The 24,512-nt window shown below is 66.9% G+C and carries 23 protein-coding genes; 19 read left to right on the top strand and 4 right to left on the bottom strand.

Annotation, left to right across the window (positions count from 1 at the left end; genetic code table 11):
* Positions 1-2: 2 nt before the first annotated feature.
* Genes A5686_RS10335 through fadD1 form a run of 6 tightly spaced genes read left to right on the top strand, consistent with a single transcriptional unit; the run spans position 3 to position 6,275 of the window.
* Positions 3-449: a MaoC/PaaZ C-terminal domain-containing protein gene (locus A5686_RS10335; protein WP_067933765.1), complete on the top strand. Its 447-nt coding sequence runs from the start codon at positions 3-5 to the stop codon at positions 447-449.
* Complete coding sequence (locus tag A5686_RS10330) at positions 446-1,648, top strand: thiolase family protein (RefSeq protein ID WP_067933763.1); 1,203 nt, start codon at positions 446-448, stop codon at positions 1,646-1,648. Before A5686_RS10335 ends, A5686_RS10330 begins: the two co-directional genes overlap by 4 nt.
* A 2-nt stretch (positions 1,649-1,650) precedes the next feature.
* Entirely contained in the window at positions 1,651-2,052 is a 402-nt protein-coding gene (locus A5686_RS10325) for a Zn-ribbon domain-containing OB-fold protein (RefSeq protein WP_067933762.1), read from the top strand.
* A 27-nt stretch (positions 2,053-2,079) separates the two neighbouring features.
* Positions 2,080-3,042 (top strand): alpha/beta hydrolase, encoded by a 963-nt coding sequence (locus A5686_RS10320; RefSeq protein ID WP_067933847.1) that lies wholly within the window; start codon positions 2,080-2,082, stop codon positions 3,040-3,042.
* Positions 3,039-4,634 carry an NAD(P)/FAD-dependent oxidoreductase gene (locus A5686_RS10315; RefSeq protein WP_067933760.1) on the top strand — a complete coding sequence of 532 codons (1,596 nt, stop codon included), beginning with the start codon at positions 3,039-3,041 and terminating at the stop codon, positions 4,632-4,634. Before A5686_RS10320 ends, A5686_RS10315 begins: the two co-directional genes overlap by 4 nt.
* A gap of 24 nt (positions 4,635-4,658) precedes the next feature.
* The gene (fadD1, locus tag A5686_RS10310; protein WP_067933759.1) at positions 4,659-6,275 is read left to right on the top strand and encodes a fatty-acid--CoA ligase FadD1; all 1,617 of its coding nucleotides are present in this window, start codon (positions 4,659-4,661) and stop codon (positions 6,273-6,275) included.
* Between the two features lies 1 nt (position 6,276).
* Here the strand turns inward: fadD1 and A5686_RS10305 are convergent, their stop codons facing one another.
* Positions 6,277-7,161, bottom strand: coding sequence for a DMT family transporter (locus tag A5686_RS10305; RefSeq protein WP_067933757.1), 885 nt, complete (start codon positions 7,159-7,161; stop codon positions 6,277-6,279).
* A gap of 243 nt (positions 7,162-7,404) precedes the next feature.
* Here A5686_RS10305 and A5686_RS10300 point away from each other — a divergent pair, with 243 nt between their 5' ends.
* From A5686_RS10300 to A5686_RS10265, 8 genes are all read left to right on the top strand, one after another.
* Positions 7,405-8,502, top strand: coding sequence for a ferredoxin reductase (locus A5686_RS10300; RefSeq protein WP_067933756.1), 1,098 nt, complete (start codon positions 7,405-7,407; stop codon positions 8,500-8,502).
* A 28-nt stretch (positions 8,503-8,530) separates the two neighbouring features.
* A complete protein-coding gene (locus tag A5686_RS10295) occupies positions 8,531-9,925 on the top strand; it encodes a fatty acid desaturase (RefSeq protein ID WP_369829696.1) in 1,395 nt (464 codons plus the stop codon).
* 176 nt (positions 9,926-10,101) lie between these two features.
* Entirely contained in the window at positions 10,102-11,418 is a 1,317-nt protein-coding gene (locus A5686_RS10290; RefSeq protein WP_082947583.1) for a molybdopterin-dependent oxidoreductase, read from the top strand.
* Entirely contained in the window at positions 11,411-11,929 is a 519-nt protein-coding gene (locus tag A5686_RS10285; RefSeq protein ID WP_067933753.1) for a hypothetical protein, read from the top strand. Before A5686_RS10290 ends, A5686_RS10285 begins: the two co-directional genes overlap by 8 nt.
* 469 nt (positions 11,930-12,398) lie before the next feature.
* Positions 12,399-14,021: a class I adenylate-forming enzyme family protein gene (locus A5686_RS10280; RefSeq protein WP_067933751.1), complete on the top strand. Its 1,623-nt coding sequence runs from the start codon at positions 12,399-12,401 to the stop codon at positions 14,019-14,021.
* A complete protein-coding gene (locus tag A5686_RS10275; RefSeq protein WP_067933749.1) occupies positions 14,008-14,781 on the top strand; it encodes a class II aldolase/adducin family protein in 774 nt (257 codons plus the stop codon). The genes A5686_RS10280 and A5686_RS10275 overlap by 14 nt, the downstream gene beginning before the upstream one ends.
* 114 nt (positions 14,782-14,895) lie before the next feature.
* On the top strand, positions 14,896-16,164 hold the full coding sequence (locus tag A5686_RS10270) for an amidohydrolase family protein (RefSeq protein ID WP_067933748.1): 1,269 nt from the start codon (positions 14,896-14,898) through the stop codon (positions 16,162-16,164).
* Positions 16,165-16,172: 8 nt separating this feature from the next.
* Entirely contained in the window at positions 16,173-16,994 is an 822-nt protein-coding gene (locus tag A5686_RS10265) for a class I SAM-dependent methyltransferase (protein ID WP_067933747.1), read from the top strand.
* An 8-nt stretch (positions 16,995-17,002) separates the two neighbouring features.
* Here A5686_RS10265 and A5686_RS10260 read toward each other — a convergent pair whose 3' ends face one another.
* Positions 17,003-18,022: a nitronate monooxygenase gene (locus A5686_RS10260; protein ID WP_067933745.1), complete on the bottom strand. Its 1,020-nt coding sequence runs from the start codon at positions 18,020-18,022 to the stop codon at positions 17,003-17,005.
* Between the two features lie 111 nt (positions 18,023-18,133).
* Here A5686_RS10260 and A5686_RS10255 point away from each other — a divergent pair, with 111 nt between their 5' ends.
* From A5686_RS10255 to A5686_RS10245, 3 genes are read left to right on the top strand one after another with little or no spacing between them, the layout of a single operon-like run.
* On the top strand, positions 18,134-19,735 hold the full coding sequence (locus A5686_RS10255) for an arylsulfatase (RefSeq protein ID WP_067933844.1): 1,602 nt from the start codon (positions 18,134-18,136) through the stop codon (positions 19,733-19,735).
* 31 nt (positions 19,736-19,766) lie between these two features.
* Positions 19,767-21,002, top strand: coding sequence for an FAD-dependent oxidoreductase (locus A5686_RS10250; RefSeq protein ID WP_067933743.1), 1,236 nt, complete (start codon positions 19,767-19,769; stop codon positions 21,000-21,002).
* Positions 20,995-21,987, top strand: coding sequence for a Gfo/Idh/MocA family protein (locus A5686_RS10245; protein WP_067933742.1), 993 nt, complete (start codon positions 20,995-20,997; stop codon positions 21,985-21,987). The genes A5686_RS10250 and A5686_RS10245 overlap by 8 nt, the downstream gene beginning before the upstream one ends.
* Here A5686_RS10245 and A5686_RS10240 read toward each other — a convergent pair.
* Positions 21,975-22,838 carry a sugar phosphate isomerase/epimerase gene (locus A5686_RS10240; protein WP_067933740.1) on the bottom strand — a complete coding sequence of 288 codons (864 nt, stop codon included), beginning with the start codon at positions 22,836-22,838 and terminating at the stop codon, positions 21,975-21,977. The two genes, A5686_RS10245 and A5686_RS10240, sit on opposite strands and share 13 nt — an antisense overlap.
* Entirely contained in the window at positions 22,835-23,176 is a 342-nt protein-coding gene (locus A5686_RS27920) for a preprotein translocase subunit SecD (RefSeq protein ID WP_231986340.1), read from the bottom strand. The genes A5686_RS10240 and A5686_RS27920 overlap by 4 nt, the downstream gene beginning before the upstream one ends.
* 16 nt (positions 23,177-23,192) lie before the next feature.
* Between A5686_RS27920 and A5686_RS27915 the strand changes: the two genes are divergently transcribed.
* Positions 23,193-23,435 carry a hypothetical protein gene (locus A5686_RS27915; RefSeq protein WP_231986339.1) on the top strand — a complete coding sequence of 81 codons (243 nt, stop codon included), beginning with the start codon at positions 23,193-23,195 and terminating at the stop codon, positions 23,433-23,435.
* A 227-nt stretch (positions 23,436-23,662) separates the two neighbouring features.
* Positions 23,663-24,334, top strand: a complete 672-nt coding sequence (locus A5686_RS10230; protein ID WP_067933737.1) for a TetR/AcrR family transcriptional regulator — start codon at positions 23,663-23,665, stop codon at positions 24,332-24,334.
* Positions 24,335-24,512: the final 178 nt, after the last annotated feature.

Here is a 24,512-nt window from a genome sequence, read left to right as displayed (position 1 = left end):
ACATGACCGGCCCCCAACCCTTTTTCGAAGACATCGCCGTCGGCGAGCGCGTTCCCCCGCTGACCGTCACCGTCGACGAAACCCAGATGTTCTTCTTCAGCGCCGCCACGTACAACGGTCACCGGATTCACTACGACAAAGAGTGGGCACGCGAGAACGAAGGCTACGACAACGTCTTGGTTCAGGGCCCGCTTCAGGCGGCGCTGCTGGCCCGAGCGCTCGGCGACTGGATCGGCGGGCGAGGGCGGCTGGTGTCGTTCTCGGTGCAGAACCGGGCGGTGGCGTATCCCGGCGAGGCGCTCAGTTTCGGCGGCGAGGTCACCGGTAAACGGCTGAGCGACATGGGCGCCGGGTTGGTCGACCTCGTCATCGCCGGCCGGCGTGGCGACACGATCCTGATGCCGGGGACGGCGACCGTCGAGCTGCCGACGCGGGCGGGCCAGCCGTGACCGGGTTGCGCGGCGAGGCGGCCATCGTCGGCATCGCGGAGTTGCCCGCCGAGCGGCGCCCCACCCGCGCACCGCTGTTCACCCTGGATCAGTACGCGGCGCTGGCGAAGATGGTCATCGAGGACGCCGGAGTCGGTCCCCGCTGCATCAACGGCCTGCTGACCCACGGCGTTGCCGAGTCGGCCATGTTCGCACCGGCCACCCTATGCGAATACCTGGGTATGGCATTGGATTTCGGTGAGCGAGTCGATCTCGGCGGAGCCACCGCCGCCGGAATGATCTGGCGTGCGGCGGCGGCCGTCGAACTCGGCGTCTGCGACGCGGCGCTCGCCGTCGTGCCCGGATCGGCCTCGGTGCCCCAGTCCGGGCGGCGACCCCCGCCCGGCCCGAATTGGTATGGGGCGTCTTCGAACAACTATGGCTCGCCGCAAGCCGAATTCGAGATCCCATACGGCAATGTCGGTCAGAACGCGCCCTACGCGCAGATCGCCCAGCGCTACGCGGCGGAATTCGGTTACGACCCCGCCGCGCTCGCCAAGATCGCCGTCGACCAACGCACGAACGCGTGTGCGCATCCCGGCGCGGTGTTTCACGGCAGCCCCATCACGGTGAAGGACGTCCTGGGCAGCCCGATGATCGCGGACCCGATCCACTTGCTGGAGACGGTGCTGCGCGTGCACGGGGGAGCGGGCGTGCTCATCGCCAACGCCGACATCGCCCGCCGCGGCCGCAACCGCCCGGTGTGGATCAAGGGCTTCGGCGAACACATCGCATTCAAGACCCCGACCTACGCCGAGGATCTGCTGTCGACCCCGATCGCGCGCGCCGCCGATCGGGCGTTCGCCATGGCCGGGCTGCATCGGTCCGACGTCGACATCGCGTCGATCTACGATTGCTACACCATCACGGTGCTGATGAGCCTCGAGGACGCCGGATTCTGCGCGACAGGCGAAGGCATGTCGTGGGTCGGCGAGCACGACCTGACCTACCGCGGCGACTTCCCGCTCAACACCGCAGGGGGCCAATTGTCCTTCGGCCAGGCGGGCATGGCCGGCGGCATGCACCATGTGGTCGACGGTGCACGCCAGATCATGGGTCGGGCCGGCGACGCGCAGGTGCCCGACTGCCACACGGCGTTCGTGACCGGCAACGGCGGCATCATGAGTGAACAGGTCGCGCTGCTGATGCGGGGGGACTAGGCATGAGCCATCCGGTACCCGAGCCCACACCGGTCTCGCGGCCGTTTTGGGACGCCCTGGTGCAGCACCGGATCCTGGTGCAGTACTCGCCGTCCTCGCAGCGTTACGTGTTCTATCCGCGCACGCTGGCCCCGGGCACGCTGGCCGACGACCTGGAATGGCGCGAAATCGACGGCGCCGCAACGCTGTACACCTTCACTATCGCGCGCCGGCCAACCGGCCCGCCGTGGCAGGACGCGCTGCCGCAGCTGCTCGCGGTGGTGCGGTGGGATGCCGGACCGAAATTCAGCACCGAGCTGGTGGACGTCGAGCCGGACGACATCCGGATCGGCATGCGGGTGAAGCCGGTGTTCTACGATCTGCCTGAAGAGGGCATCACCCTCCTGAAATATCGGCCCGCATGACCTTGGACGACGAGGTCGGAGGTGCACATGGACGATCCGCTGAACGGCGTAGTGCAGGCGATGCTCGACCAGTTGAACGCCGGATTCCCGCGCGTCGAGAACATGACCGGTCCGCAGGCGCGCGCAGCGGTGGCCGAGCGGCGCATGCCGGTCAACAACCTCGACGACGTCCGCAGCGCCACCGACCGCGTGGTTCCGAGCCCTGACGGGTCGGTGCCGGTGCGCATCTACCAGCCACATGGTGCGCCGACGCAGGACCGTGCCGCGATCGTGTTCTACCACGGGGGCGGATTCGTCTTCTGTGACATCGAATCTCACGACGGATTCTGCCGAGCTCTGGCCCGGGGCACCCAAGCCGTCGTGATCTCGGTTGACTACCGTCTGGCCCCCGAGCATCCCGCCCCGGCCGCGGCGCTCGACGCCTTCGCGGTGTTCGACTGGACGGTCGCGCACGCCGCGGACATGGGCATCGACCCGGTGCGCATCGCCATTGCCGGGGATAGCGCCGGCGGCAACCTGGCCGCCGTCACCGCCATTCTCTGCCGCGACCGCGGCGTCACGCCACCGGCGGGGCAGCTGTTGATCTACCCGGCGGTCGATCCGACGTTCGATACCGACAGTTATCACCGCTACGCCACCGGGTACTTCAACACCCGCGCCGCGATGCAATGGTACTGGCACCAATACCTGGGTACACAAACGGTTTTCAACCCCGCCTATTTGGTCGCCCCGGCTCGCGCGCACACCCATGCGGGCCTGCCACCGGCGGTGATAGTGACGGCCGGTCTTGATCCCCTGCACAGCGAGGGCTGCGACTACGCGCACCGATTGCGTCACGCGGGAGTGCCCGTCGTGCACCGGGACTTTCCCGGGTTGTTTCACGGCTTCATGACGATGCAAGCGTTTCCGCCGGCGGCGTCGGCACAACATCTGGTCTGTGCCGACTTGCGCGAGCTGCTGTATCCGGCGGACCGGAGCGCGGTGTCGTGACCGAAGTCAGCGACGTCATCATCATCGGCGCCGGATTCGCCGGGCTCTACGCTGTGCACCGGGCCGCCTCGATGGGCCTGTCGGTGACCGCGATCGAGGCCGCGCCCGACGTGGGGGGCACCTGGTACTGGAACCGCTACCCGGGCGCTCGCTGCGACGTCGAAAGTGTGGACTATTCCTACTCTTTCGACGCGGAACTGCAACGGAGCTGGCAGTGGACCGAACGCTTCGCCGCCCAGCCGGAGATCCTGGCCTACCTGCGCCACGTCGCCGACCGCTTCGATCTGCGGCGCCACTATCGATTCGGCGTCGACGCCGTCGGCGCCACGTTCGAGCGAGGCCGCTGGCGTGTCGACACCGCGAACAACCAGTCGTTCGCCGCACAATTCCTGTTGTGTGCAACCGGTTGTCTTTCGGCGCTGAACCGGCCGAATATCCCAGGCGCCGAGGAATTTTCGGGTGAGGTGTATTTCACCGCCGCCTGGCCCCGCGAAGATCCCGAGCTGCGCGGCAAGCGGGTGGGCTTGATCGGCACGGGATCCTCCGGCATCCAGGTGGCGCCGATCATCGCCGCAAACGCCGATCACCTGGTGGTCTTCCAGCGGTCCGCGAATTACACCATCCCGATGCCCAACCGCCCATGGTCGGTCGAGGAGCAGCGAGTAATCCAAAAGCGGTACCCCGAGCGTCGCCGGACCTCCGCCTACGCCGCGGCGGGCACGCCGCACGGCACCTACCACAAGAACGCCCTCGACACCGACGCTCACGAACGGTCGGAGGCGCTGTGGAAGCGCTGGCGCGAAGGCGGGGTCCTGTTCGCCAAGACGTTCCCGGACCAGACCAGCGACCTGTCCGCCAACGACATCGCCAGGACCTTCGCCGAGGAGCGCATCCGGGAGATCGTCGCCGATCCCGTCGTCGCAAGGGATCTCATTCCGGTCGATCACCCGATAGGAACCAAACGGATCTGCACCGACGACGGCTACTACGCCATGTTCAACCGCGAGAATGTCCGGCTGGTCAACCTGCGCCGCGAGCCCATCGAGGAGATCACCGCCGACGGCGTACGAACCGGCGCGACGACATATCCCTGCGATGTGCTGATCTTCGCGACCGGCTTCGACGCCATGACCGGGGCGTTGACCCGAATCGATCCCAAAGGCCCAGGGGGACAACGACTGTGCGACGCCTGGGCCGAGGGCCCGGTGACCTTCCTCGGCCTGATGGTGCCGGGGCTGCCCAACCTGTTCACCATCAGCGGGCCGGGCAGCCCGTCGGTACTGGCCAACATGGTGTTGCACGCCGAGGTTCAGGTGGACTGGGTCATCGAGCTGGTGCGAACTGCGCGACAGCGAGGGGTGAGCGAGGTCGAGCCACGCCGCGACGCCGCGTTGGGCTGGACCGAGCACGTAGCCCAGGCCGCCGAGCGGACGCTGTTCCCCAAGGCCGCGTCCTCCTGGTACCTGGGCGCCAACATCGAGGGCAAGAAGCGGGTCTTCATGCCCTACCTCGGCGGCTTCGGCACCTACCGGCGCCACTGCGACGAAGTAGCACGCAACGACTATGCGGGGCTGGTGCTGACCACCCGATGACGACGTCGAAGGGGAAGTGAACGCGTGCAGGAGACCGTTCAACAGCTATTGCGGCAGCGTCGCTGCGACGACACCCCGGCCGTGGCCTACGGCGAGGCGACCTGGACCTGGCGGGAGCACCTCGTCGAGGCCGAGGCGGAGGCCGCGGCGCTCATCGCGCTCGCGGACCCGGGACGACCACCGCACGTCGGTGCCCTGCTGGATAACTCGCCGGCGATGTTGCGGGCCATGGCCGCCGCGGCGCTCGGCGGGTACGTGTTGTGCGGGCTCAACACCACGCGACGCGGCGCCGGATTGCTGACCGACATCCGGCGATCCGACTGTCAGATGCTGCTCGTCGACGCCGAGCATCTTGAGCTGCTGGAAGGGTTGGACCTCAAGGGTATTGAGGTGCTCGATGTGACCGGCGGACGCTACGCCGAAGCCGTCGCCGCCGCGCCGCCGCTGGTCCCCGTCCGCGAGGTGGCATCCGCCGACACCCTGATGATGATCTTCACCTCCGGCACCAGCGGCGACCCGAAGGTGGTCCGGTTCGCCCATGGCATGGCGATCATGTGCGGTGCCAGCCTGATCTACCAATACGATGTCACCGCCGACGACGTCTGCTACCTCTCGATGCCGCTCTTCCACTCCAACGGTGTGGCCGCCGGGTGGGCGGTCGCCGTCGGCTGCGGGGCCACCATGGTGCCTGCGCGGTTTTCGCCGTCCCGTTTTCTCGACGATGTCCGCCGCTACCGGGTGACCTACCTGAACTATGTCGGTAAGCCGCTGGCATTGATCCTGTCCACCCCCGAACGTCCCGACGACGCCGAGAACACGCTGCGTGTGGCGTTCGGCAACGAGGCCACAGATCGTGATATCGCGGAATTCTCAAGGCGATTCGGGTGCCGGGTCATCGACAGCTTCGGCTCCAGTGAGTTCGCGGTCATCGTGGTGCGCGAAGACGGCACCCCGCCCGGATCCATCGGCAAGCCGTATCCCGGGGTGAGCATCTACAACTCGACCACGCTGCGGGAGTGCGAGGCCGCGCGGTTCGACGCGCACGGTGCGCTGACCAACTTCGACTGCGCGGTCGGTGAGCTGGTCAACACCCAGGGCGCGGGGCCCTTCGCCGGCTACTACAACGATCCGGGGGCCACCGCCGAGCGGATGCGGCACGGGATGTACTGGTCGGGTGATCTGGCCTACCGCGACGTGGACGGCTGGATCTATCTCGCCGGTCGTACCGCCGACTGGATGCGGGTCGACGGGGAGAACCTGGCGGCCGCCCCGATCGAGCGCATTCTGGCGCGGTTGCCCGGAATCAGCCAGGTCGCCGTCTATGCCGTCCCCGACGAGCGGGTGGGCGATCAGGTGATGGCCGCCCTGGTGCTGCGGCCCGGCGCAAGCCTGAGCCCGGGTGATTTCGAGAAATTCCTTGCCGCGCAGGCCGACCTATCGCCGAAAGCGTGGCCGCGTTACGTGCGCATCAACGATCGGCTGCCCGCGACCGCGACGAACAAGATCCTCAAGCGTGCGCTGATCGCCGCGGGTGTCACCGCACAGGACGGCCTACTGTGGACGCGACCGGCGCGTGGCACCGGCTACGCGCCCGTGGGCGACACGGCGCTGGGCCGTGCGGCGTCCACCCTCGGATCATGAGCTAGCGGCGTCCTGAGCCCGCTTCCTCGGCTGGGTCGGGTTGGGGCGCTTCGCCAAACCGGGCCAGCACCAGAGTTCCGGACACGGCGACGGCGAACCCAACGATCACCAGCCAACCAAGCCCGTCGCGAGCGGTGTCGCCGAGCCAGACCACCCCGACGACGGCGGGTGCCAGCGTTTCACCCACCACCATTCCGGCGACGGCCGTCGTCACCGATCCGCGATGCAACGCGGAGGTGAGCAAGAGGAACCCCGCGGCGCCCCCCGCAGCGGCGGCGTAGAGGGCGGGATTGGTGTAGAAGGAGCGTTTGGTGGGATCGATCTCCTCGATCAGGCGCACGGCCACCTCAACCACGCCGAATCCGGTTCCGGCGCCCAGACCAAGCGCGAGTGCGCGGACGCGGTCGGGCAGACGTCCCGCGGCCGCGCCGCCGGCGAGCATTGCGGCCACCACGCCCAGCAGCGCCCAGCCCAGCCCGGCCGGGGCGTGCCGGAAGTGGCCCGGCCCGGCGGCGAGGGCGAGCACGACCAGGCTGAGGCAGACGACACCGACGGCCGTCCATTCGGACGACGACAAGCGCGCCGACAGCAACCAAGCGGCGACCACGCCGGTGACCGCGATCGAGGCGGCCAGCGCCGCCGCGACCACATAGATCGGCACCAGCCGCAGGGCCGCGACCTGCAGCGCAAACCCGATGATGTCGAGGCCTACCCCGGCCAGATAGCGCGACTGCCGGACGGCTCGTAACAGCAGCACCGCATCGACGCCTGACCCGCTGCCCGCCTCCACGGATCGCGTCCCGGCGGCTTGCAGCACGGTCGCCGTCCCGTAACAAAGCGCGCAGCCCAGCGCGAGGAGGAAGCCGATCAGCACAGTCACCGACATTAGGCGCCGCGACGATCGGCCGCTGCGCGGCCTGACCCGCAAAAACACCTGAACAAACGTTTGGGCGACTGTTGTTCTGGGCACCACCCAGGTACCCATCGCAGCAGTGGTAAATCGAGCGCGCAGCGGCCAGTGAACGGCTGATATCTAGGTGTGCCCAAGTTAAACGCATGTGTAATGCTGTGCGACAACAACATTCAAAATGACGTTTAGAGTCGGTGCACAACTGTGTACTCTGACGCCATGGCTGAACGCGGCGCCGAGCCCCGCGTCCCCCGGGGACGCCGGTTGTTCCTGCGAGCAATACGGCGCCTGTTCAGTCCGCTGCAGCCCGACGACTACCTCGAAATGATCAACCCGCTGTGGACCACCCGGGAGCTGCGCGGCAAGGTCGAAGGCATCGAGGCGCAAGGCTCGGAAGCGGCCAGCGTTCTGATTCGTCCGGGATACGAGTGGCCCGGGCACAAGCCCGGTCAGTACGTACGTCTCGGCGTGGTGATCGACGGTGTCTACCACTGGCGCGCGTACTCGCTGACTTCGGATCCCCGGCCTGAAGACGGGCTGATCAGCGTCACACCAAAGAGGGTCGACGGCGGTGTCGTATCGCCGTATCTCGTGCACAAGATTCAGCCGGGGGACTTGGTGCGGCTCGGCGAGATCGAGGGTGTTTTCACACTGCCGGAGCCCCTGCCGGACAAGATGCTGTTCATCAGCGCTGGAAGCGGCATCACGCCGATCATCAGCATGCTGCGCGACCTGGACCATCGCGACGAATTGCGCGACGCGGTGGTCATTCATTCCGCGCGGACCCGCGAGCAGGCGATGTTCCTTTCCGCCTTGGAAGAGCTCGAGGAACGCCACGAGGGAATGAGGCTGGATCTGCGCCTTACCTCCGAGCGGGGGCGGCTGACCCCCGAGGACCTCGATGACGCGTGCCCGGACTGGCGCGAGCGCGAGGCGTTCTGCTCGGGCCCCGGTGAGATGCTCGATGCTCTGATCGAGCATTGGGAACAGAACGGGGATTGCGAGCGCCTGCACTTCGAGCGCTTCCAGCCCAAGATCGGCGGCGACGCCAACGCCGGGGAAGGTGGCACCGTCTGCTTCCTCGACAGCGAAAAGGAAGTCGAATGTGACGGCGGCACGTCGATTCTCGAGGCCGGCGAGAAGGCAGGTCTCAATCTCGCGTTCGGCTGCCGCATCGGAATCTGCCACACCTGTGTAGGCACGCTGAAGTCGGGCAAGCTGCGCGACCTGCGCTCGGGTGACGTAATCGAGCCGACGGAGCAAGACGTGCGGATCTGTATCAACACCGCCGAAGGCGACGTCGAACTCGAACTGTGATCGAAAGGAGCGGCTCGTGACAACTGCCGTGAAGAGGGCTGGGGAAACACCGCTTTCCCGCTTCGGGGAACAAGAGCTGGAAAAGCTCGCGAAGGAATTCGACGCGATCCACGACGAGGTGTTCGCCGACCTGGGCGACCGCGACCGGCGCTACATCAAGTACGTCATCTCGGCACAGCGACAGATCGTGGTGGTCGGTCGGGTGCTGTTACTCGCATCGCGCTCGAAGACGGCCTGGCTGCTCGGCACCGCCTGCCTCTCCATGGCCAAGATCTTGGAAAACATGGAAATCGGCCACAACGTGATGCACGGTCAGTGGGATTGGATGAACGACCCCGACATTCACTCGTCGGTTTGGGACTGGGACACCGCGTCGACGGCCGAGTCGTGGAAGCACTCCCACAACTACATCCACCACACGTTCACCAACATCCTCGGCAAGGACAAGGATCTCGGCTACGAGATCATGCGGATCGACCCAAACCAGAAGTGGGAGCCTCGCTTCCTGTTCCAGCCGCTCTACAACCTACTGCTCACGCTGCTGTTCGAGTGGGGCGTCGCCGTCCACGACATGGACATCGACGCCATCCGTAAGCGCGAGAAGCCTTGGTCGGAAGTCCGCAAGGACCTGAAAGGCATCGGGGTCAAAGCTCGGGCCCAGATCGTCAAGGATTACCTCGGCTGGCCCATGATCAGCGCCGGGGCGTTCGCCCTCGTCCAGTTGGCGTCGCGCGGGCGGCTCGAGCAGCCCCCGCGGTCCCGCCTCGCCAGAAGGCTCCGCAAACTGTCGAACAGCGGCCGCATCAATGCCGCAGCGACGTTCCTCGACAAGGTGGCGCCGGGCGTCGAAAGTACGTACCTGCGCACCCTGGCCGCCGATGCACTCGCCAACGTCATCCGCAACGTGTGGGCGCACGCGATCATCTTCTGTGGCCACTTCCCGGACCAGACCTACACGTTCACACAGGAAGAGACCGAGAACGAGACGCGCGGCGGTTGGTACGTACGCCAGTTGCTGGGCGCCGCGAACATCGACGGCAGCCCTCTGTTCCACATCATCAGCGGAAATCTCGGTTATCAGGTCGAGCACCACCTCTACCCCGACATGCCGAGCAGTCGATACTCGGAGATCGCGCCACAGGTCAAAGACATCTGCGAGCGCTACGAGTTGCCGTACAACTCCGGCCGCTTCTCGAAGCAGTGGGGGACGGTGCACCGCAGCATCTTCCGCCTGGCCTTCCCCGGTGGAAAGCCCCGGCCGAAGCCCGGTCCCTACCATGGCAACGTTCATCGGCCCGGCCCCGAACGTCCCAGCGAAGGCACCCGATTCCGGGACCGCGTCCCGCCCGAACACCCTGCCGCGGGTCCCGAACACGACTCCAGCGGGGTCGAGGTACAACCGCCGCCACGCGGCAAGGACTGAGATACGCGACGGCCTCCGCTGCGAGTGTGGGGCCCAGGCACGACTCAGACGCCGTTCTGGCACGTAGGGCCCGCGCTCGGTGCAGATCCTCGATCTGAACCCTTTTCGTCGTTCCGTCGTGAATGATCGTTGACGGGCACGGCCAGGCGTGCTCGCGGAGCACGGCTTGGGGGCGGATGAGGCCGACAAAGACGACCGGCATAGCCGCTACCGACGACCCAGATGCGGCAAAGAAAACCCACGGGTTTCCCGACCGGTTATGGCGCAGCCCGTTGCGGGGACCGTGGCTGACGTCGGTGTTCGGTTCGGTGCTGTTGGTGACACTGCCGATCGTGATCGTCACCGGCCTGCTGTCCTACATCGCCTACGGGCCGCGGTTGGGCCAGGCGATCCCCGCCGACGTCGGCTGGCTCAAGCTGCCGACATTCGACTGGCCCACCGATCCGCCCTGGCTGTACCGGCTGACCCAAGGACTCCATGTCGGGCTCGGACTCATCCTCATCCCGGTGGTGCTGGCCAAGCTGTGGTCGGTGATCCCCAGGCTCTTCGTGTTCCCGCCGGTTCGGTCGATTGCCCAACTGCTGGAACGGATTTCGCTGCTGATGCTGGTCGGCGGGATCCTGTTCGAGATCGTGACCGGCGTGCTGAACATTCAGTACGACTACATCTTCGGGTTCAGCTTCTACACCGCGCACTACCTCGGCGCATGGGTATTCCTCACCGGCTTCGTCATGCACGTCGCGGTCAAGGGCCGGCGCATGTGGGCCGGCCTGCGCTCGCTGTCGCTGCGTGACGTGCTGCGCACCGGGCGCGCCGCCACCGAAGCCGAGCCGCGGCAGCCCGACAGCCTCGTCGCTGCCGAACCCGGCCCGCCCACAATGAGCCGCCGCGGCGCCCTGGCGCTGGTCGGTGGCGGCGCCCTTTTCCTGACGTTCCTCACCGCGGGGCAGACCCTCGGTGGTTGGGCCCGGCCCGCCGCCCTATTACTGCCGCGCGGGCGCCGACCCGGCGACGGACCCGAGGACTTTCAGGTCAACAGGACCGCGGCCGCGGCCGGCATCTCCGCCCTGGACATGGTCGAGCGCTGGCGGCTCGCCCTGGACGGCGGCCCCCACCCGGTGACGCTGGACCGCGCGGCCCTGCTGGCGATGCCGCAGCACACGGCGGTCCTGCCGATCGCCTGCGTCGAAGGCTGGTCGACCACCCAAACGTGGACTGGCGTGCGACTGGCTGACCTCGCCCGCCTGGCCGGCGTGCCGCTACCCGATTCCGCGCGGGTGTCGTCGCTCGAACGCTCCGGTGCTTTCGCCAGCGCGACGCTACAACGCAACCAGGTGCTGCACCCGGACGCGCTGCTGGCGCTGCGCGTGAACGGCGCCGACCTGTCCCCGGATCACGGCTTCCCCGCGCGGATCATCGTGCCCGCGCTGCCCGGCGTGCACAACACCAAATGGGTGGCAGCCATCGCCTTTCGGGCGGCCGCACATGCGTAGCGCGTTCGCACGGATCTACGGATCCCACCCGCTGCACCTGCTGACGATGCTCGCCGGGTTCGCATTGCTGGGTTACGTCATCGCCGTCATGAGACCGGTCACGCTGTGGAATCCGCACGTCTGGTGGCAGTCGATCATCGTGTGGTTCGCCGCGGCCATCGTCGCCCACGACCTGGTGCTGTTTCCCGTCTATGCCTGCGTCGACCGCCTGCTTTCACGCGGTCGTGCCCGGCGCCCCCCGGATCGCGCCGAACCCGATGTGCCGGCGCTCAATTACCTCCGGGTGCCCGCGCTGGGCGCGGGGCTGACGCTGCTGGTCTTTCTGCCCGGCATCGTCAAGCAGGGTGGCGCCACCTACCGGGCCGCAACCGGTCAAACCCAGGATCCGTTTCTTGGTCGGTGGCTGCTGTTGACGGCCGCGATGTTCGCGATCAGCGCTGCCGCCTATGTCGCAGCGCGGGCTATGGCGCGCCGCCGGGCGCGGTCGCATCGGCATGAAGACCGGCGATGACGATCCAACTGCAAAACGGCTGCGTCACTGTCCATTCCAGCTTCCGGGCGAGTGGCGCTGCGAGAAACACGTGAGGATGCTTAGAGTTTGCTCCTAGCTCGGTCGCTGGCCCACACGTCCGCCGACGCCGAACTACTGTTGTGTTTATGGGGATCCGGAAGGCTATTGCACGCGCCGCCCTGTGCGGGTGCGTGGCCGCGTTTGCCTTGACGGCCGGTCTCGCGTCGGGCGCCGCGCCGGCGGCCGCCACCGTCAGTTCATCGGTTGCGGACCCGGGTCCCGGCGGTGCCATGCCCGCGCAACCCTTCGGGCGAGGCGGCTGCATCATCGGGCTCAATTGCGGGTGCATTCGCAATATCACCTGCCCTTCGCCGCACCCGCGCAGCCCGAGCATCCACAATCAGCACGCGGTACCGGCCCCGCCGACTCCCCAGCCTCGACCAATCGGCGGCTCTCCTATCCTTTAGCGATGAGCGCCGGTGGCCTGGAAACCGTGGGGTCGCCGGCATTCACCGTCGAGGATTCCGCCCGGTTTCGTGCAGCCGGCTGGTGGTGCGATTCGACGCTCTCGGACGCGGTGCGGCACAACGCCGAACGGACACCGGATCGCCCCGCCTACCTGGATTACCCCGGGCCGGTGTTCACCTGGCGTGATTTCGAGCGTGCGGCAACGCGATTAGCCGAAGCCCTGGCCGGGGTGGGCATCGTCCGCGGTGATCGGGTGGTGGTGTGGCACCGTGACTCTGCCGCCATTCATGTGCTGTTCGTGGCGATCGAACGCTGCGGCGGGGTGGCTGTCGGCATCGGTGCGCGCGCCGGCACCCGCGAGGCGTCGGCGATCCTGCGCAGCGCCCAGCCGAAAATGATGGTCAGCGATCTGGCCCACAGCAGCGCCGCCGCCGAAGTGGCAGACGAGCTGGGCGTGCCCGCGATCGTGTTGAACCGTGACGAGGCGACACTTTACCTCGATGTCGACGCCGAGCCCAAGGCGTTGGCGGCCGGCTGTGCACTCGGCCCCGACGATGTATTCCTGATCAACTCGACGTCGGGGACCACCGGGCTGCCCAAGTGCGTCGTGCACACTCAGAACCGGTGGTACTACTTCCACCAGAAGGCCGTCGACAACGGGCGATTGACGGACGACGAGGTATTCCTGCCGGTCATTCCCACCCCCTTCGGATTCGGGCTGTGGACCAGCCACACCACCCCGATCTATCTCGGCGCCACCGCGGTGCTTCTGGACCGATTCACCACCAAAGCCACCTGCGAGGCGATAGCCCAACACCGGGTCACCGTATTATGTTGCGTCAGCACGCAATTGACCATGCTGATGGCCGACCCGGCCAGCCGCGGCTACGATTTCAGTTCGCTGCGCGTCGTCTACACCGGCGGGGAGGCGTTGCCGTATCGGCCCGCGGCCGAGTTCGAGGAACTCACCGGCGCCAAAATCCTGCAGTTCTACGGCTCCAACGAGACCGGGATGCTCAGCGCTACCACCGTCGACGACTCGACCGAGCGACGGCTGCGCACTGGCGGCCGCGTAATCCCCGAAATGGAAGTCCGATTGTTCGACGGCGACCGCGACGTGACCGCCACGGGACGCGGCCAGCCCGCGTGCCGGGGTCCGGCGACCAGCCTCGGTTACCTTGGCGGCACCGACCACGACAAGCTGTTCACCCCCGACGGATGGATGCGCATGGGCGACATCTGTGAAATCGACGCCGACGGCTATCTGCGCGTCACCGGGCGCACGTCCGATTTCATCGTGCGCGGCGGGAAAAACATCAGCGCCAGCCAGGTTGAAGACGCCGTCATGACACATCCCGCCATCGCGATAGCGGCGGCGATAGCCATGCCCGACCCGGTGTTCGGCGAAAAGGTCTGTCTGTACGCCGAACTCAATGACTCCGCCACCGTCGACCTGCCCGGACTCGTCGAACACCTGCTGGCGCTGGGGGTTTCCAAGGAACTGCTCCCCGAGCGGCTCATCATTCTCGACGAATTGCCCCGATCATCCGGCGGAAAGATAGCCAAAGGCCGGCTGCGCGAGGATATTGGAGCCAGAATGGAGGCTGGTCATGAACGCTCCTGATGCACGCCGCGGCGGGGTGGAAGTCTGGGCGCCATCGGTGGTTCCCCCCATCGGCGTCGAGCTCTCCAACGAGCAGGCGCTGGCCATCGCCTTCCGTCACCTGGCCGGCATCGGTTTCGCCGAGAACATGGCCGGGCACATCACCTGGCAGCTCGACGGGCAGTCCGACATGTTCGTCAACCCGTGGGGACTCTGGTGGCAGGAGATCACCGCGTCCGATATCTGCGTGGTCGACAGCGACGCGCATGTGGTGAGCGGGCGCTGGGACGTCACCCCGGCCATCTATATTCACACCGAATTGCACCGAGTGCGCGAGGACGCCCGAGTGGTGATCCACAACCACCCGTACTACGTCTGTGTGCTCGCCGCGCTGGGCAGACTGCCCGAACTGGTGCACCAGACCGGTTCGCTCTTCCTCGACGACCTGCGCCTGGTCGAGACCTACGATGGCGAGATCGACAGCCCCGCACGCGCCGCGGAACTCGCCGCCCGGATCGGGGGGGCCAACCTGACGATCCTGGCCAACCACGGCGTCATCGCGACGGGCCGCAACCTGCCCGAAGCCGTCTACCGCGCGGCATCCATCGAGCGAGTCTGCAAGCTGGCCCACGACGTCATGCTCACGGGCAGGGATCCGGTGACCATGAATTGGTCGGACATGGCCGGCATGCAACGGTCGCTGATCGAACGCGCCGCCGATGTGTACTGGGCCGGGGCGGCGCGCATGACCATCAAGGCCGACGCCGATGTACTCACCTGAACCACATCCGCGAGTGTGCACCCGCGGCCGCGACGCGCCGACAGACGTCGCCGCCGCACAATCAAAGGCGTCGCGTCATGCGTCGATAACGCTGCCCCGCAAGGAGATTGACGAGTGAAATCGATCGACGAGCTGGCCACCGACCTGAACTTCACCAAGGCGAAGACCGGCACCGAGCGCTCGGTCACGTTCTTGCCGGATCCGCCGCGGGCCAAGCGCCGCTACACGGTGATCTCGGTGGACGACCACATCGTCGAACCCCCGGACACCTTCAGCGGCCGCCTGCCCCGCGGGTTCGCGGACCGGGCGCCGAAAGTCGTCGAGACCGACGGCGGGGGACAGACGTGGGTCTATGACGGCAAGGAACTGCCCAACGTCGGGTTCAACGCGGTGGTCGGACGGCCGGTGGCCGAATACGGTTTCGAGCCGGTCCGCTTCGACGAGATGCGCAGGGGGGCGTGGGATATCCATGCGCGGGTCAAAGACATGGACCTCAACGGCATCTACGCGTCGCTGAACTTCCCGTCGTTCCTGCCAGGTTTCGCCGGCCAACGGTTGCAGCAGGTGACCAGCGACCGCGACCTGGCGCTGGCCTCGGTGCGGGCGTGGAACGACTGGCATTTCGACGTCTGGGCGGGGTCGTATCCCGACCGGATCATTCCCTGCCAACTGCCGTGGCTGCTCGACCCCGAACTCGGCGCGAAGATGATCCACGAGAACGCCGAGCGCGGCTTTCACGCCGTCACGTTCAGCGAAAACCCGGCGATGCTCGGGCTGCCCAGCATTCACACCGGCCATTGGGATCCGCTGATGGCCGCGTGCGCCGAGACCGGCACCGTGGTGAACCTGCACATCGGTTCGTCGGGGTCCTCACCGTCGACCACCGCGGACGCGCCGCCGGACGTGCAGGGTGTGCTGTTTTTCGCCTACGCCATTTCCGCCGCGGTCGACTGGTTGTATTCCGGACTGCCCAGCCGGTTCCCCGACCTCAAGATCTGCCTGTCCGAGGGCGGAATCGGTTGGGTCGCGGGGTTGCTCGACCGTCTCGACCACATGCTCAGTTACCACGCGATGTACGGCACCTGGCACGCGCTCGGTGAGCCGCTGACGCCCGCGGAGGTGCTGACCCGTAACTTCTGGTTCTGCGCGGTTGAGGACAAGTCCTCATTCGTCCAGCGCGACCGGATAGGCGTCGACAACATCATGTTGGAAGCCGACTACCCGCATTGCGACTCGACGTGGCCGCACACCCAACAAGCCATTCACGAGCAAATCGGCGATCTACCGGCCGACGTCATCCGGAAGTTCAGCTGGGAGAACGCGTCTCGCCTGTATCAGCACCCGGTGCCCGCCGCGGTGCAACAGAACCCCGAGGCGTTCTGACCCCGGCCATGACGGCGACGGGAAAAGTCGACTTCAGTTCGGTGCGTTGGGGTTCGGTGGAGTGGACGAACCTCGTGACCCTGTATCTGCGGGCCCATGAAAGCCGCACGGAGCGGCCGATTCTGGGGGATGAGCCGGCTGCGCAAGCGGTAGACCGGATCGCTTATGACTTCAAGAGAATTCATCGGACGTCATGGCCGTCGGCCAATCAATACCTGGTTACGCTGCGGGCCAGAAAACTCGACGACTGGTGCGCCGACTTCCTCGCCCGCCATCCGGATGCAGTCGTGCTGCACCTGGGTTGCGGGCTCGACGGCCGCGCCTTCCGGCTCGCCGTACCGCCGACGGCGTTGTGGTTCGACGTCGATCAACCGAGCGTGATCGGACTGCGGCGTCGGCTCTACGATGACACCGAGCGCCACCGGATGATCGGCTCGTCGGTGACCGAACTGCAGTGGCTCGACCAAGCCCCCACCGGACGTCCGACCCTGATCGTTGCCGAGGGCCTGCTGATGTACCTGCACGAGCAGGAGGTGCGGCGGCTGCTGGGGCGCCTGACCGACCGATTCGCCAGCGGCGAAATGTATTTCGACACGCTCTCGGCCCTGGCACCGCTGCTGTCCAAGTTCTTCACCAGAGGGATCATCAAATGGGGCATTACGGACGCACGCGAGATCGCGACCTGGACTCCCCGGTTGCGATTCCTCGAGCAGACACCCGTGCTCGCCGGCTACAAGCGAATCCCATCGGCCGGGGTGCGGCTGATCTACCACTTCACGTGGATGACGGCCGGTCGCCACTACGACGTACTCAACCGCTTCGCATTCTGAGTGGCCGATCACAGGTCGGATGCCAGCCGACTCAGAATGTCGGACGCGGGCTCGGCGGTCGCGTGCCGGTATCCGGTGCCCGCCCACAGGTGGACGTAGTCCGGCCTACCCGCCGCCGCGGCGGCCTTGCGCAGCGGGCTGGTCAGGTAATGGATGGCGGGATAGCCCGCCGGCGCCTCGGCTTCGTGAGCATCGATGAACGCGTTGCGCAACCCGCGGGCCGGCCGGCCGGTGAAGGCCAGGGTCAGCACCGTCTCGGTATAGGCGGGATCGACCAGGGCCGCCTGATGAGTGGCAGAGGCGCCGCTCTCAAGGGCGCGCAGCAGCACGGTGCCCACGGCGGCCGCGGTCGCCCCCGCGCGGATCACCTCGGCCACTGCGGCCGGGGTGGCCAGCCCGCCGGTGGCCATCACCGGTAGGGGTACCTTCGCGAGGACGTGCCGCACCAGCTCGACGATCGGGACCGGCGTCAAGGGCCGCTGCGGCGAGAGGGTGCCGGAGTGGCCGCCGGCGGCGGCGGCTTGCACGGCAAGCATGTCGACGCCGGCGCCGTGGGCCTGCGCCGCCTCCTCGGCGGTGGTGACCGTCTGGACCACAACACTGTTGGCGCGCTGCAGCGCGGCGATCACCTCGCGCGACGGGATGCCGAACGTGAACGACACCATCGGAACCGGGTCGTCGAGCAACAGCGCGATCTTCTGGTCGAATCTGTCGTCGTCCTCGATGGGCTCGGGTGGCAACGTCAGCCCGAACTGGTCGGCCTCGGCCTGGATGATTGCGGCGTAGGCGCGGTAACGCTGCGGGTCGACCGGCACCGGATTGGGTGCGAAGACGTTGACCCCGAACGGGACTCCTTCGGCGCGAACGGCTTTGATCTCGCCCTCGATGGCCTCGACGGTTTTGTATCCGGCCGCGAGCAATCCCAGGGCACCCGCGCGGTGGGCCGCGGACACCATGGCCGGCGTGGTCGGGCCACCCGACATCGGGGCCGCCACCAGCGGAACGGACATTCCAAACTGCGCCAACATCTCGATGCCCTTTCGCTGGTCCGCGGCTGACCTTGCCCGCCTCACCATATCGGCGTCCAGCCGGTGCGGCAGCGTTCCGCCCTGGCGACGGACCTGGCAGGATGCTTGAGCGTGACGCGTCCCAACTTTCTCGTGATCGTTGCAGACGACCTCGGGTTCTCCGACCTCGGCGCGTTCGGCGGCGAGATCGAGACCCCCAACCTCGATCGGCTGGCACACGCAGGACTCCGGCTCACCGATTTCCATTCGGCCCCGGCCTGCTCACCGACCAGGGCGATGTTGCTGACCGGGACCGACCACCATATCGCCGGCATCGGCACCATGCTCGAGGTCGCGGCGCCGGAATTCCGCGGCGCGCCCGGCTACGAGGGCTACCTGAACGACCGGGTCGTCGCCTTGCCGGAATTGTTGCGCGACGCGGGCTATCTGACGCTGATGTCGGGAAAATGGCACCTGGGCGCAACGATCGAGACCTCGCCGTGGGCGCGCGGTTTCGAGCGCTCGTTCGCCCTGCTGCCAGCCGGCGCCAGCCATTACGGTGGCTCGGCTGCCCGTGGATTCTCGCCCGTGCCAACGCTTTACACCGAAGACGATCAATTCGTCACCGTCGGCGACGACTTTTATTCCTCGGACTCATACACCGACACACTGTTGCGGTATTTCGAAGAGCGTGCCCCCGACGACGACCGGCCCTTCTTCGCCTATCTGCCCTTCCAGGCCCCGCACTGGCCTCTGCATGCACCTGAGGAATCCGTCGTCAAGTATCGGGGCCGCTACGACGCCGGGCCGGACGCGCTGCGAAAGGAGCGCCTGGCGGCGCTCAAGCGGTTCGGTCTGTGCCCGCCCGACGTCGTCGCACACCCGGTGGTGGCCGACGGCGCACCGGAGTGGGCCGACATGACCGACGGGCAGCGCGCGGTGTCGGCCCGCAGCATGGAGGTCTACGCCGGGATGGTCGACCGGATGGACTACAACGTCGGGCGGGTGATCGATCACCTCGCGGCCAGCGGCGAACTCGACAACACCGTAGTCATATTCATGTCCGACAACGGCGCCGAGGGCGCGATCGTGGAGGCGATGCCGCTGCGCGGTCCGCAGATCGCCGCACAAATCGAAAAGCATTGCGACAACAGCCTGGACAACCTCGGCCGGCCCACGTCGTTCATCTGGTACGGCCCGCGCTGGGCGCAGGCCGCCACCGCGCCCTCGCGCCTGCACAAGGCGTTCACCACCCAGGGCGGAATTCGTGTCACCGGCTTCGTCACCTGGCCCGGCTTCGCCCGGCAACAGCAGATCGGCACCGCGTTCTGCACCGTCATGGACATCGCGCCGAGCCTGCTGGAGCTGGCCGGGACCACACACCCGGGCACGTCCTACCGGGGCCGCGAGGTGGCTCCCCTGCGCGGCCGCTCACTGGTGGATTACCTGACCGGCGCCGCCGAGACCGTGCACGACGCCGACACCGGTACCGGCTGGGAGCTGTTCGGCCGCCGTGCCATCCGACAGGGCGACTGGAAGGCGCTGTACCTGCCGGCACCCTACGGCCCGAACAGCTGGCAGCTCTACGACCTGGCTTCCGACCCCGGCGAGGTCGACGATCTGGCCGCGTCACGGCCCGACAAGCTGGCCGAGCTGCTGACCCTGTGGGACCGCTACGTCGAGGAAACCGGCGTGATCCTCGATCCCGTCTCCGTGTACGACGTTCAACTCTGAGGATCCCGGTGCCGCTTATGCTTGAGCGCTGATGGTCGAGACAACGACGTGCGCCGTCGTCGGCGGCGGCCCGGCGGGCATGGTCCTGGGTCTGTTGCTGGCCCGGGCGGGCATCGAGGTCACCCTGCTGGAAAAGCACGGCGACTTCCTACGTGACTTCCGCGGCGACACGGTGCATCCGACGACGCTGCAGCTGCTCGACGAGCTCGGCCTGGGGGAGCGGTTCGCGAAATTGCCGTACAGCAAACTGCGCAGGGGCACTTTGGAATCCGACGGCCGATCGGTGACCTACCTTGACTTCGAGCGGCTCCGACAGCCGCACCGATACATCGCCATGGTGCCGCAGTGGGACCTGCTGAACCTGCTTGCCGAGGCGGCCCAGGCCGAACCGAGTTTCACCTTGCGCATGCGCACCGAGGTCACCGGCCTCTTACGCGACCGCGACCGCGTCACCGGGGTGCGGTACGACGGGTTCGACGGGCCCGGCGAGCTCACGGCCGAATTGACGGTCGCCTGTGACGGCCGGTGGTCGATCGTGCGCCAGGAGGCCGGGCTCACCGCGCACGAATACCCGGCGAACTTCGACGTGTGGTGGTTCAAGCTACCGCGCGACGGCAACGCGGATCATTCCTTCCTGCCCCGCGTGGGGCCGGGCAAGGCGCTGGCGGTGATCCCGCGCGAGCACTACAACCAGATCGCCTACATAGGCCCGAAGGGCACCGACGCCCAGCTGCGGGCACGCGGCATCGATGCGTTCCGGCGCGACCTCGATGCGCTCTTGCCCGACATGCCCCAGTCGGTCGCCGCCTTGCGGTCCATGGACGACGTCAAGCACCTCGACGTGCGGGTGAATCGGTTGCGTCGCTGGCACACCGACGGACTGCTCTGCATCGGCGACGCCGCCCACGCAATGTCTCCACTGGGTGGAGTCGGCATCAACCTGGCCATCCAGGATGCCGTCGCGGCCGCGACCGTGCTGGCCGAACCCTTACGGCGCCACCGCGTCACCGAACGCGACCTGGCCGCGGTCCGTCGTCGCCGCGGGCTGCCCGCCGCGCTGACCCAGACGGCTCAGCGAGTGCTGCAGACCGTGTTACTACGCCCGGTCTTTCGTGGTGCGGATCCCAAACCGCCCGCGCTGCTGCTGAGCGTGTTGCACTGGCTGCCCTCGCTGTCGGCCGTGCCCGCGTATTTCGTCGGCGTCGGGGTCAGACCTGAGCATGCACCGGCATTCGCTCGACGCTCAGTGCAGGGGCGCGATGGCTGACACCGCGATACGCATCGGGATTCTGGGGGCGGCCAGAATCGCACCGCTGGCGTTGATCAATCCCGCCAAGGAGAACCCAGAGGTCGTCGTGGCCGCGGTGGCGGCCCGCGACGCGGCGCGCGCGCGGGCGTTCGCAGAGAAACACGGAATCGCTTCGGTGCACGTCGATTACGCGGCGCTGATCGCCGCCCCCGATATCGACGCCGTTTACAACCCGTTGCCGAACGGCCTACACGGACGTTGGACCCGCGCCGCACTGGCCGCGGGCAAACACGTGCTGTGCGAAAAGCCGTTCACCGCCAATGCGGCCGAGGCGCGCGAAATCGCCGAATTGGCAGCAGATTCGGATCGCGTGGTGATGGAGGCCTTCCATTACCGCTATCACCCGATGATGCTGCGCGCCGAGGAAATCATCTCCTCCGGCGAACTGGGCGTGCTGCAGCACGTGGAGGCCGCGTTGTGTTTCCCGCTGCCGAAGTTCTCCGACATCCGCTATAACTACGGGCTTGCCGGCGGTGCGACGATGGACGCCGGCTGCTACCCGGTGCACATGGCTCGCACGTTCGGTGGATCCATCCCAAAAGTCGTTTCGGCACATGCCAAACTGCGTGATGCACGGATCGACCGAGCCATGACCGCCGATTTGCGGTTCCCGGCCGGCCAGACCGGTCGGGTGCGCTGCTCGATGTGGTCTTCGCGGCTGCTGCAGATCAGCGCCCGGGTGATCGGCGAACACGGGGAGCTGCGCATCCTGAATCCCGTGCTACCACATTATTTCCATCGGCTCGCGGTGCGGTCGCGGCGGGGCAAACGGGCGGAACGGTTCGGGCGCCGGAGCTCCTACGCATATCAGCTGGATGCTTTCGCCGCGGCGGTGCTGCGCGGCGAACCGATCAAGACAACCCCGAGCGACGCGGTCGACAACATGACCGTCATCGATGCGATCTACCGCGCCGCGGGCCTCCCGCTGCGCTACCCGAGCTGAACCTCCGACAGCAACCGGCGTGCGGCCTCGACACACGGACGCAGGCGGTCGATCGGACTCACCCCCGCCAGTGCCAATGAGCGCCTGGGAACTTCGATTTCGAGCACGATGTGGCCGGGCAGCGCCCACAGCAGGTCGTGCAGCGGAAGTTCACCGTCACCGGGGACCATGCGTTCGAACATGGCTTCCTTTATGTAATTGTCTACGTAATTGTCTACGTAATTGTCGACTCGCGGTCGCAGCGTTGTGTCGTTGAGCTGGGCGTAGCCGATCTGATCGGCATCGATCGCGGCCAGCTCGGCGGCGCCGGAACCCGACCGCACCAGGTGCATGGTGTCGATCAACAACCGAAATTCGTCGCGGCCCACGTAATGCTTGGCGGCCAGCGCCGAGTTCACGTCGCCGATGGTCAGGCCGGGCACCGGTTCGACGACCGTATCGATATCGCGCTGGGCGGCAAGCTCGGTCAGCGCAGCGAACTGGTCAAGCGTTCGGGGCAGGTCGGGGTCCAGGCTGACCACGTTGATCCGGGGGACACCGAGCTCGGCCAGCACGTCGAGGTCGCCGCGCAGTGCGCTGACGTCGGCGCCGGGCAGCACGAGAAACCCGTCACCCAGCGAGATGGTCACGCCCCGGTGGTCCATCGCGGCGAGCAGGTCTTTGCGCAGACCGGCGTCGTCCCTCAGGGAGAAGGGCGGATAGCCTAACGGAACCAGCGGCATCCCCTGCACGGCCACCGACACGTAGCGGCATCCCAGGTCCGCGGCGAGATTGACCAATTCGATTGGGGGCATCCCGAATACGCTGAGCATGCCGATACCGAGGCGATCCGTACGCCCCGAGGCGGTCATGCGGGGCGACCGACCAATTGGGCCAAATGCGTTGCACCCTCAGCTGTTTGGGTTGTCAGCACGATCCGACCGGTCGTGGCCGGTTGTTCGATGATCGGCGCCTCCAGGACCATGTTGTCGCGGATGAAGGCCACGTGGTCTTGCAGATGCGCGCCCGTGAATTCGGTCCAGGCGGCGGCCGACGGCGGATCCAGCACGACGGTCAGTTCGTAATAGTCCGCGGTCAGCGACTTCGGGGGTTCCACCTGAATGAGCCCGAGCTGCATGGTCTCGGGGCCCAACGTATAGACGGTGGTTCGCCCGATGTCACAGGTGGTGAGGACGTCGGCCGGTTTCACCGGAGCGTTCGGATCCGTGGCCGGGCACTTCACGGCGGGCGTCGTCGGTTGTGACTTCGTCACCGGCCGAACCGGCAGCGGTGCGATCTTCACAACCGGCCGGGGTGGCGGGGGCGGGGCGGTCGTGCTGGGCGGCGCGGTGGACGACGAGCTGGGCGGCGCCGTCTTATGCGCCTGCTGGCAGCCGCACATCACCGCGGCGAGCAGACCGACGGACCCAAGCCAGGCGGCGGCGATGCGCGCGCTAAAACGACGGTGAATCATCGCCAATGCACTCTACTCGCAGGATCATTGATTTCGCCTCCGACGGGAACTCCTGCACCGCAATTTCTTTGGTGCTTTTCAGCGCCGCCCGTAGAGTTTGCTGACATCGGCGAGGGCCGCCGGAAGGGCCGGGCCTGCGCGCACACGGTACGCCGACGCGCACGGCGCTGCGCTCTTTACCGACACTACGAATATAGAGTAGGGTCGCGTTGCAGGAGAGGCATGGATAAACGACGCAAGCCCAACCCCGCCGAACGCCGCCGCGATTTATGCGATGCGGCGATCAGGTTGCTGGCCGATGACGGGGCCAAGGGGTTGAGCCACCTGAAGGTCGATCGCAAGGCCGGGGTGCCGGACGGTACGACCTCGTTCTACTTCCGCACGCGATCGGCGTTGCTGCGGGCTGCGGCCGAACGCTCGGCCGAGCTCGACCTCGCTGAGCTACAGGCCATCGCGGACAGTTCCGATGGCGGCGCACCCTCACGGCTGTCGCAGGTGGTCATCCAGTCCGGCAGCGATCCGCAGTTGTACCGGACGAGGGCCCGATACGAGCTGACGATGCAGGCCACCCGCGATCCCGCGCTGGCCGCGATTCTGCAGCAGGCCACCGACGAGTTCACCAAACTGCATCGGGAGATTCTCGTACAGCTCATGCCGCACGGCGCCGAGCTGGATCCGGCCGTCGTCGAGGACCTCAGCAACGTCACGCTGACGTTCATCAACGGCTTGCTGCAGCGGTTCGCACACGGCGACCGCATCGTCGACAGTCCCGAACAGCTCGACGGAATCCTGTCGGCGATCGCGGCCGGGATCTTGAAGCGTTCGGCCAAGGGCCGGCTCACACAGAGCGGCGGACTGCGAGTGTTGCGCCGCCGGGCGGCCGGGTCCGGGTGAGAGCCCCGCCGGGACACGCGGGCTATGGCTCTTGTCAGGGCACCCGCTGTATGGTTCTCTACGAGAATAGAGTAAGTCCACGTTCATGCGCCGTTTTCAGCGGAGCTTGCGCAGATATCAAAGCCACGCAATTAAGCGGAGTGTATAAATTGCCCAACCGAATCCAGCGCTGCGACGC

It is taken from the genome of Mycobacterium sp. E2479 (genome assembly GCF_001667925.1).
Classification (GTDB): Bacteria; Actinomycetota; Actinomycetes; order Mycobacteriales; family Mycobacteriaceae; genus Mycobacterium.
Note: the sequence above shows the minus strand (reverse complement) of the source record. Positions and strands in the feature narration are given on the sequence as shown.

Bases quoted from the DNA above. Each gene is read 5' to 3' on its own strand.
- A5686_RS10335 (WP_067933765.1), top strand. From the start codon at position 3: ATGACCGGCCCCCAACCCTTTTTCGAAGACATCGCCGTCGGCGAGCGC.
- A5686_RS10325 (WP_067933762.1), top strand. From the start codon at position 1,651: ATGAGCCATCCGGTACCCGAGCCCACACCGGTCTCGCGGCCGTTTTGG.
- A5686_RS10320 (WP_067933847.1), top strand. From the start codon at position 2,080: ATGGACGATCCGCTGAACGGCGTAGTGCAGGCGATGCTCGACCAGTTG.
- A5686_RS10305 (WP_067933757.1), bottom strand. From the start codon at position 7,161: ATGTCGGTGACTGTGCTGATCGGCTTCCTCCTCGCGCTGGGCTGCGCG.
- A5686_RS10300 (WP_067933756.1), top strand. From the start codon at position 7,405: ATGGCTGAACGCGGCGCCGAGCCCCGCGTCCCCCGGGGACGCCGGTTG.
- A5686_RS10290 (WP_082947583.1), top strand. From the start codon at position 10,102: ATGAGGCCGACAAAGACGACCGGCATAGCCGCTACCGACGACCCAGAT.
- A5686_RS10285 (WP_067933753.1), top strand. From the start codon at position 11,411: ATGCGTAGCGCGTTCGCACGGATCTACGGATCCCACCCGCTGCACCTG.
- A5686_RS10280 (WP_067933751.1), top strand. From the start codon at position 12,399: ATGAGCGCCGGTGGCCTGGAAACCGTGGGGTCGCCGGCATTCACCGTC.
- A5686_RS10275 (WP_067933749.1), top strand. From the start codon at position 14,008: ATGAACGCTCCTGATGCACGCCGCGGCGGGGTGGAAGTCTGGGCGCCA.
- A5686_RS10265 (WP_067933747.1), top strand. From the start codon at position 16,173: ATGACGGCGACGGGAAAAGTCGACTTCAGTTCGGTGCGTTGGGGTTCG.
- A5686_RS10260 (WP_067933745.1), bottom strand. From the start codon at position 18,022: ATGTTGGCGCAGTTTGGAATGTCCGTTCCGCTGGTGGCGGCCCCGATG.
- A5686_RS10250 (WP_067933743.1), top strand. From the start codon at position 19,767: ATGGTCGAGACAACGACGTGCGCCGTCGTCGGCGGCGGCCCGGCGGGC.
- A5686_RS10245 (WP_067933742.1), top strand. From the start codon at position 20,995: ATGGCTGACACCGCGATACGCATCGGGATTCTGGGGGCGGCCAGAATC.
- A5686_RS10240 (WP_067933740.1), bottom strand. From the start codon at position 22,838: ATGACCGCCTCGGGGCGTACGGATCGCCTCGGTATCGGCATGCTCAGC.
- A5686_RS10230 (WP_067933737.1), top strand. From the start codon at position 23,663: ATGGATAAACGACGCAAGCCCAACCCCGCCGAACGCCGCCGCGATTTA.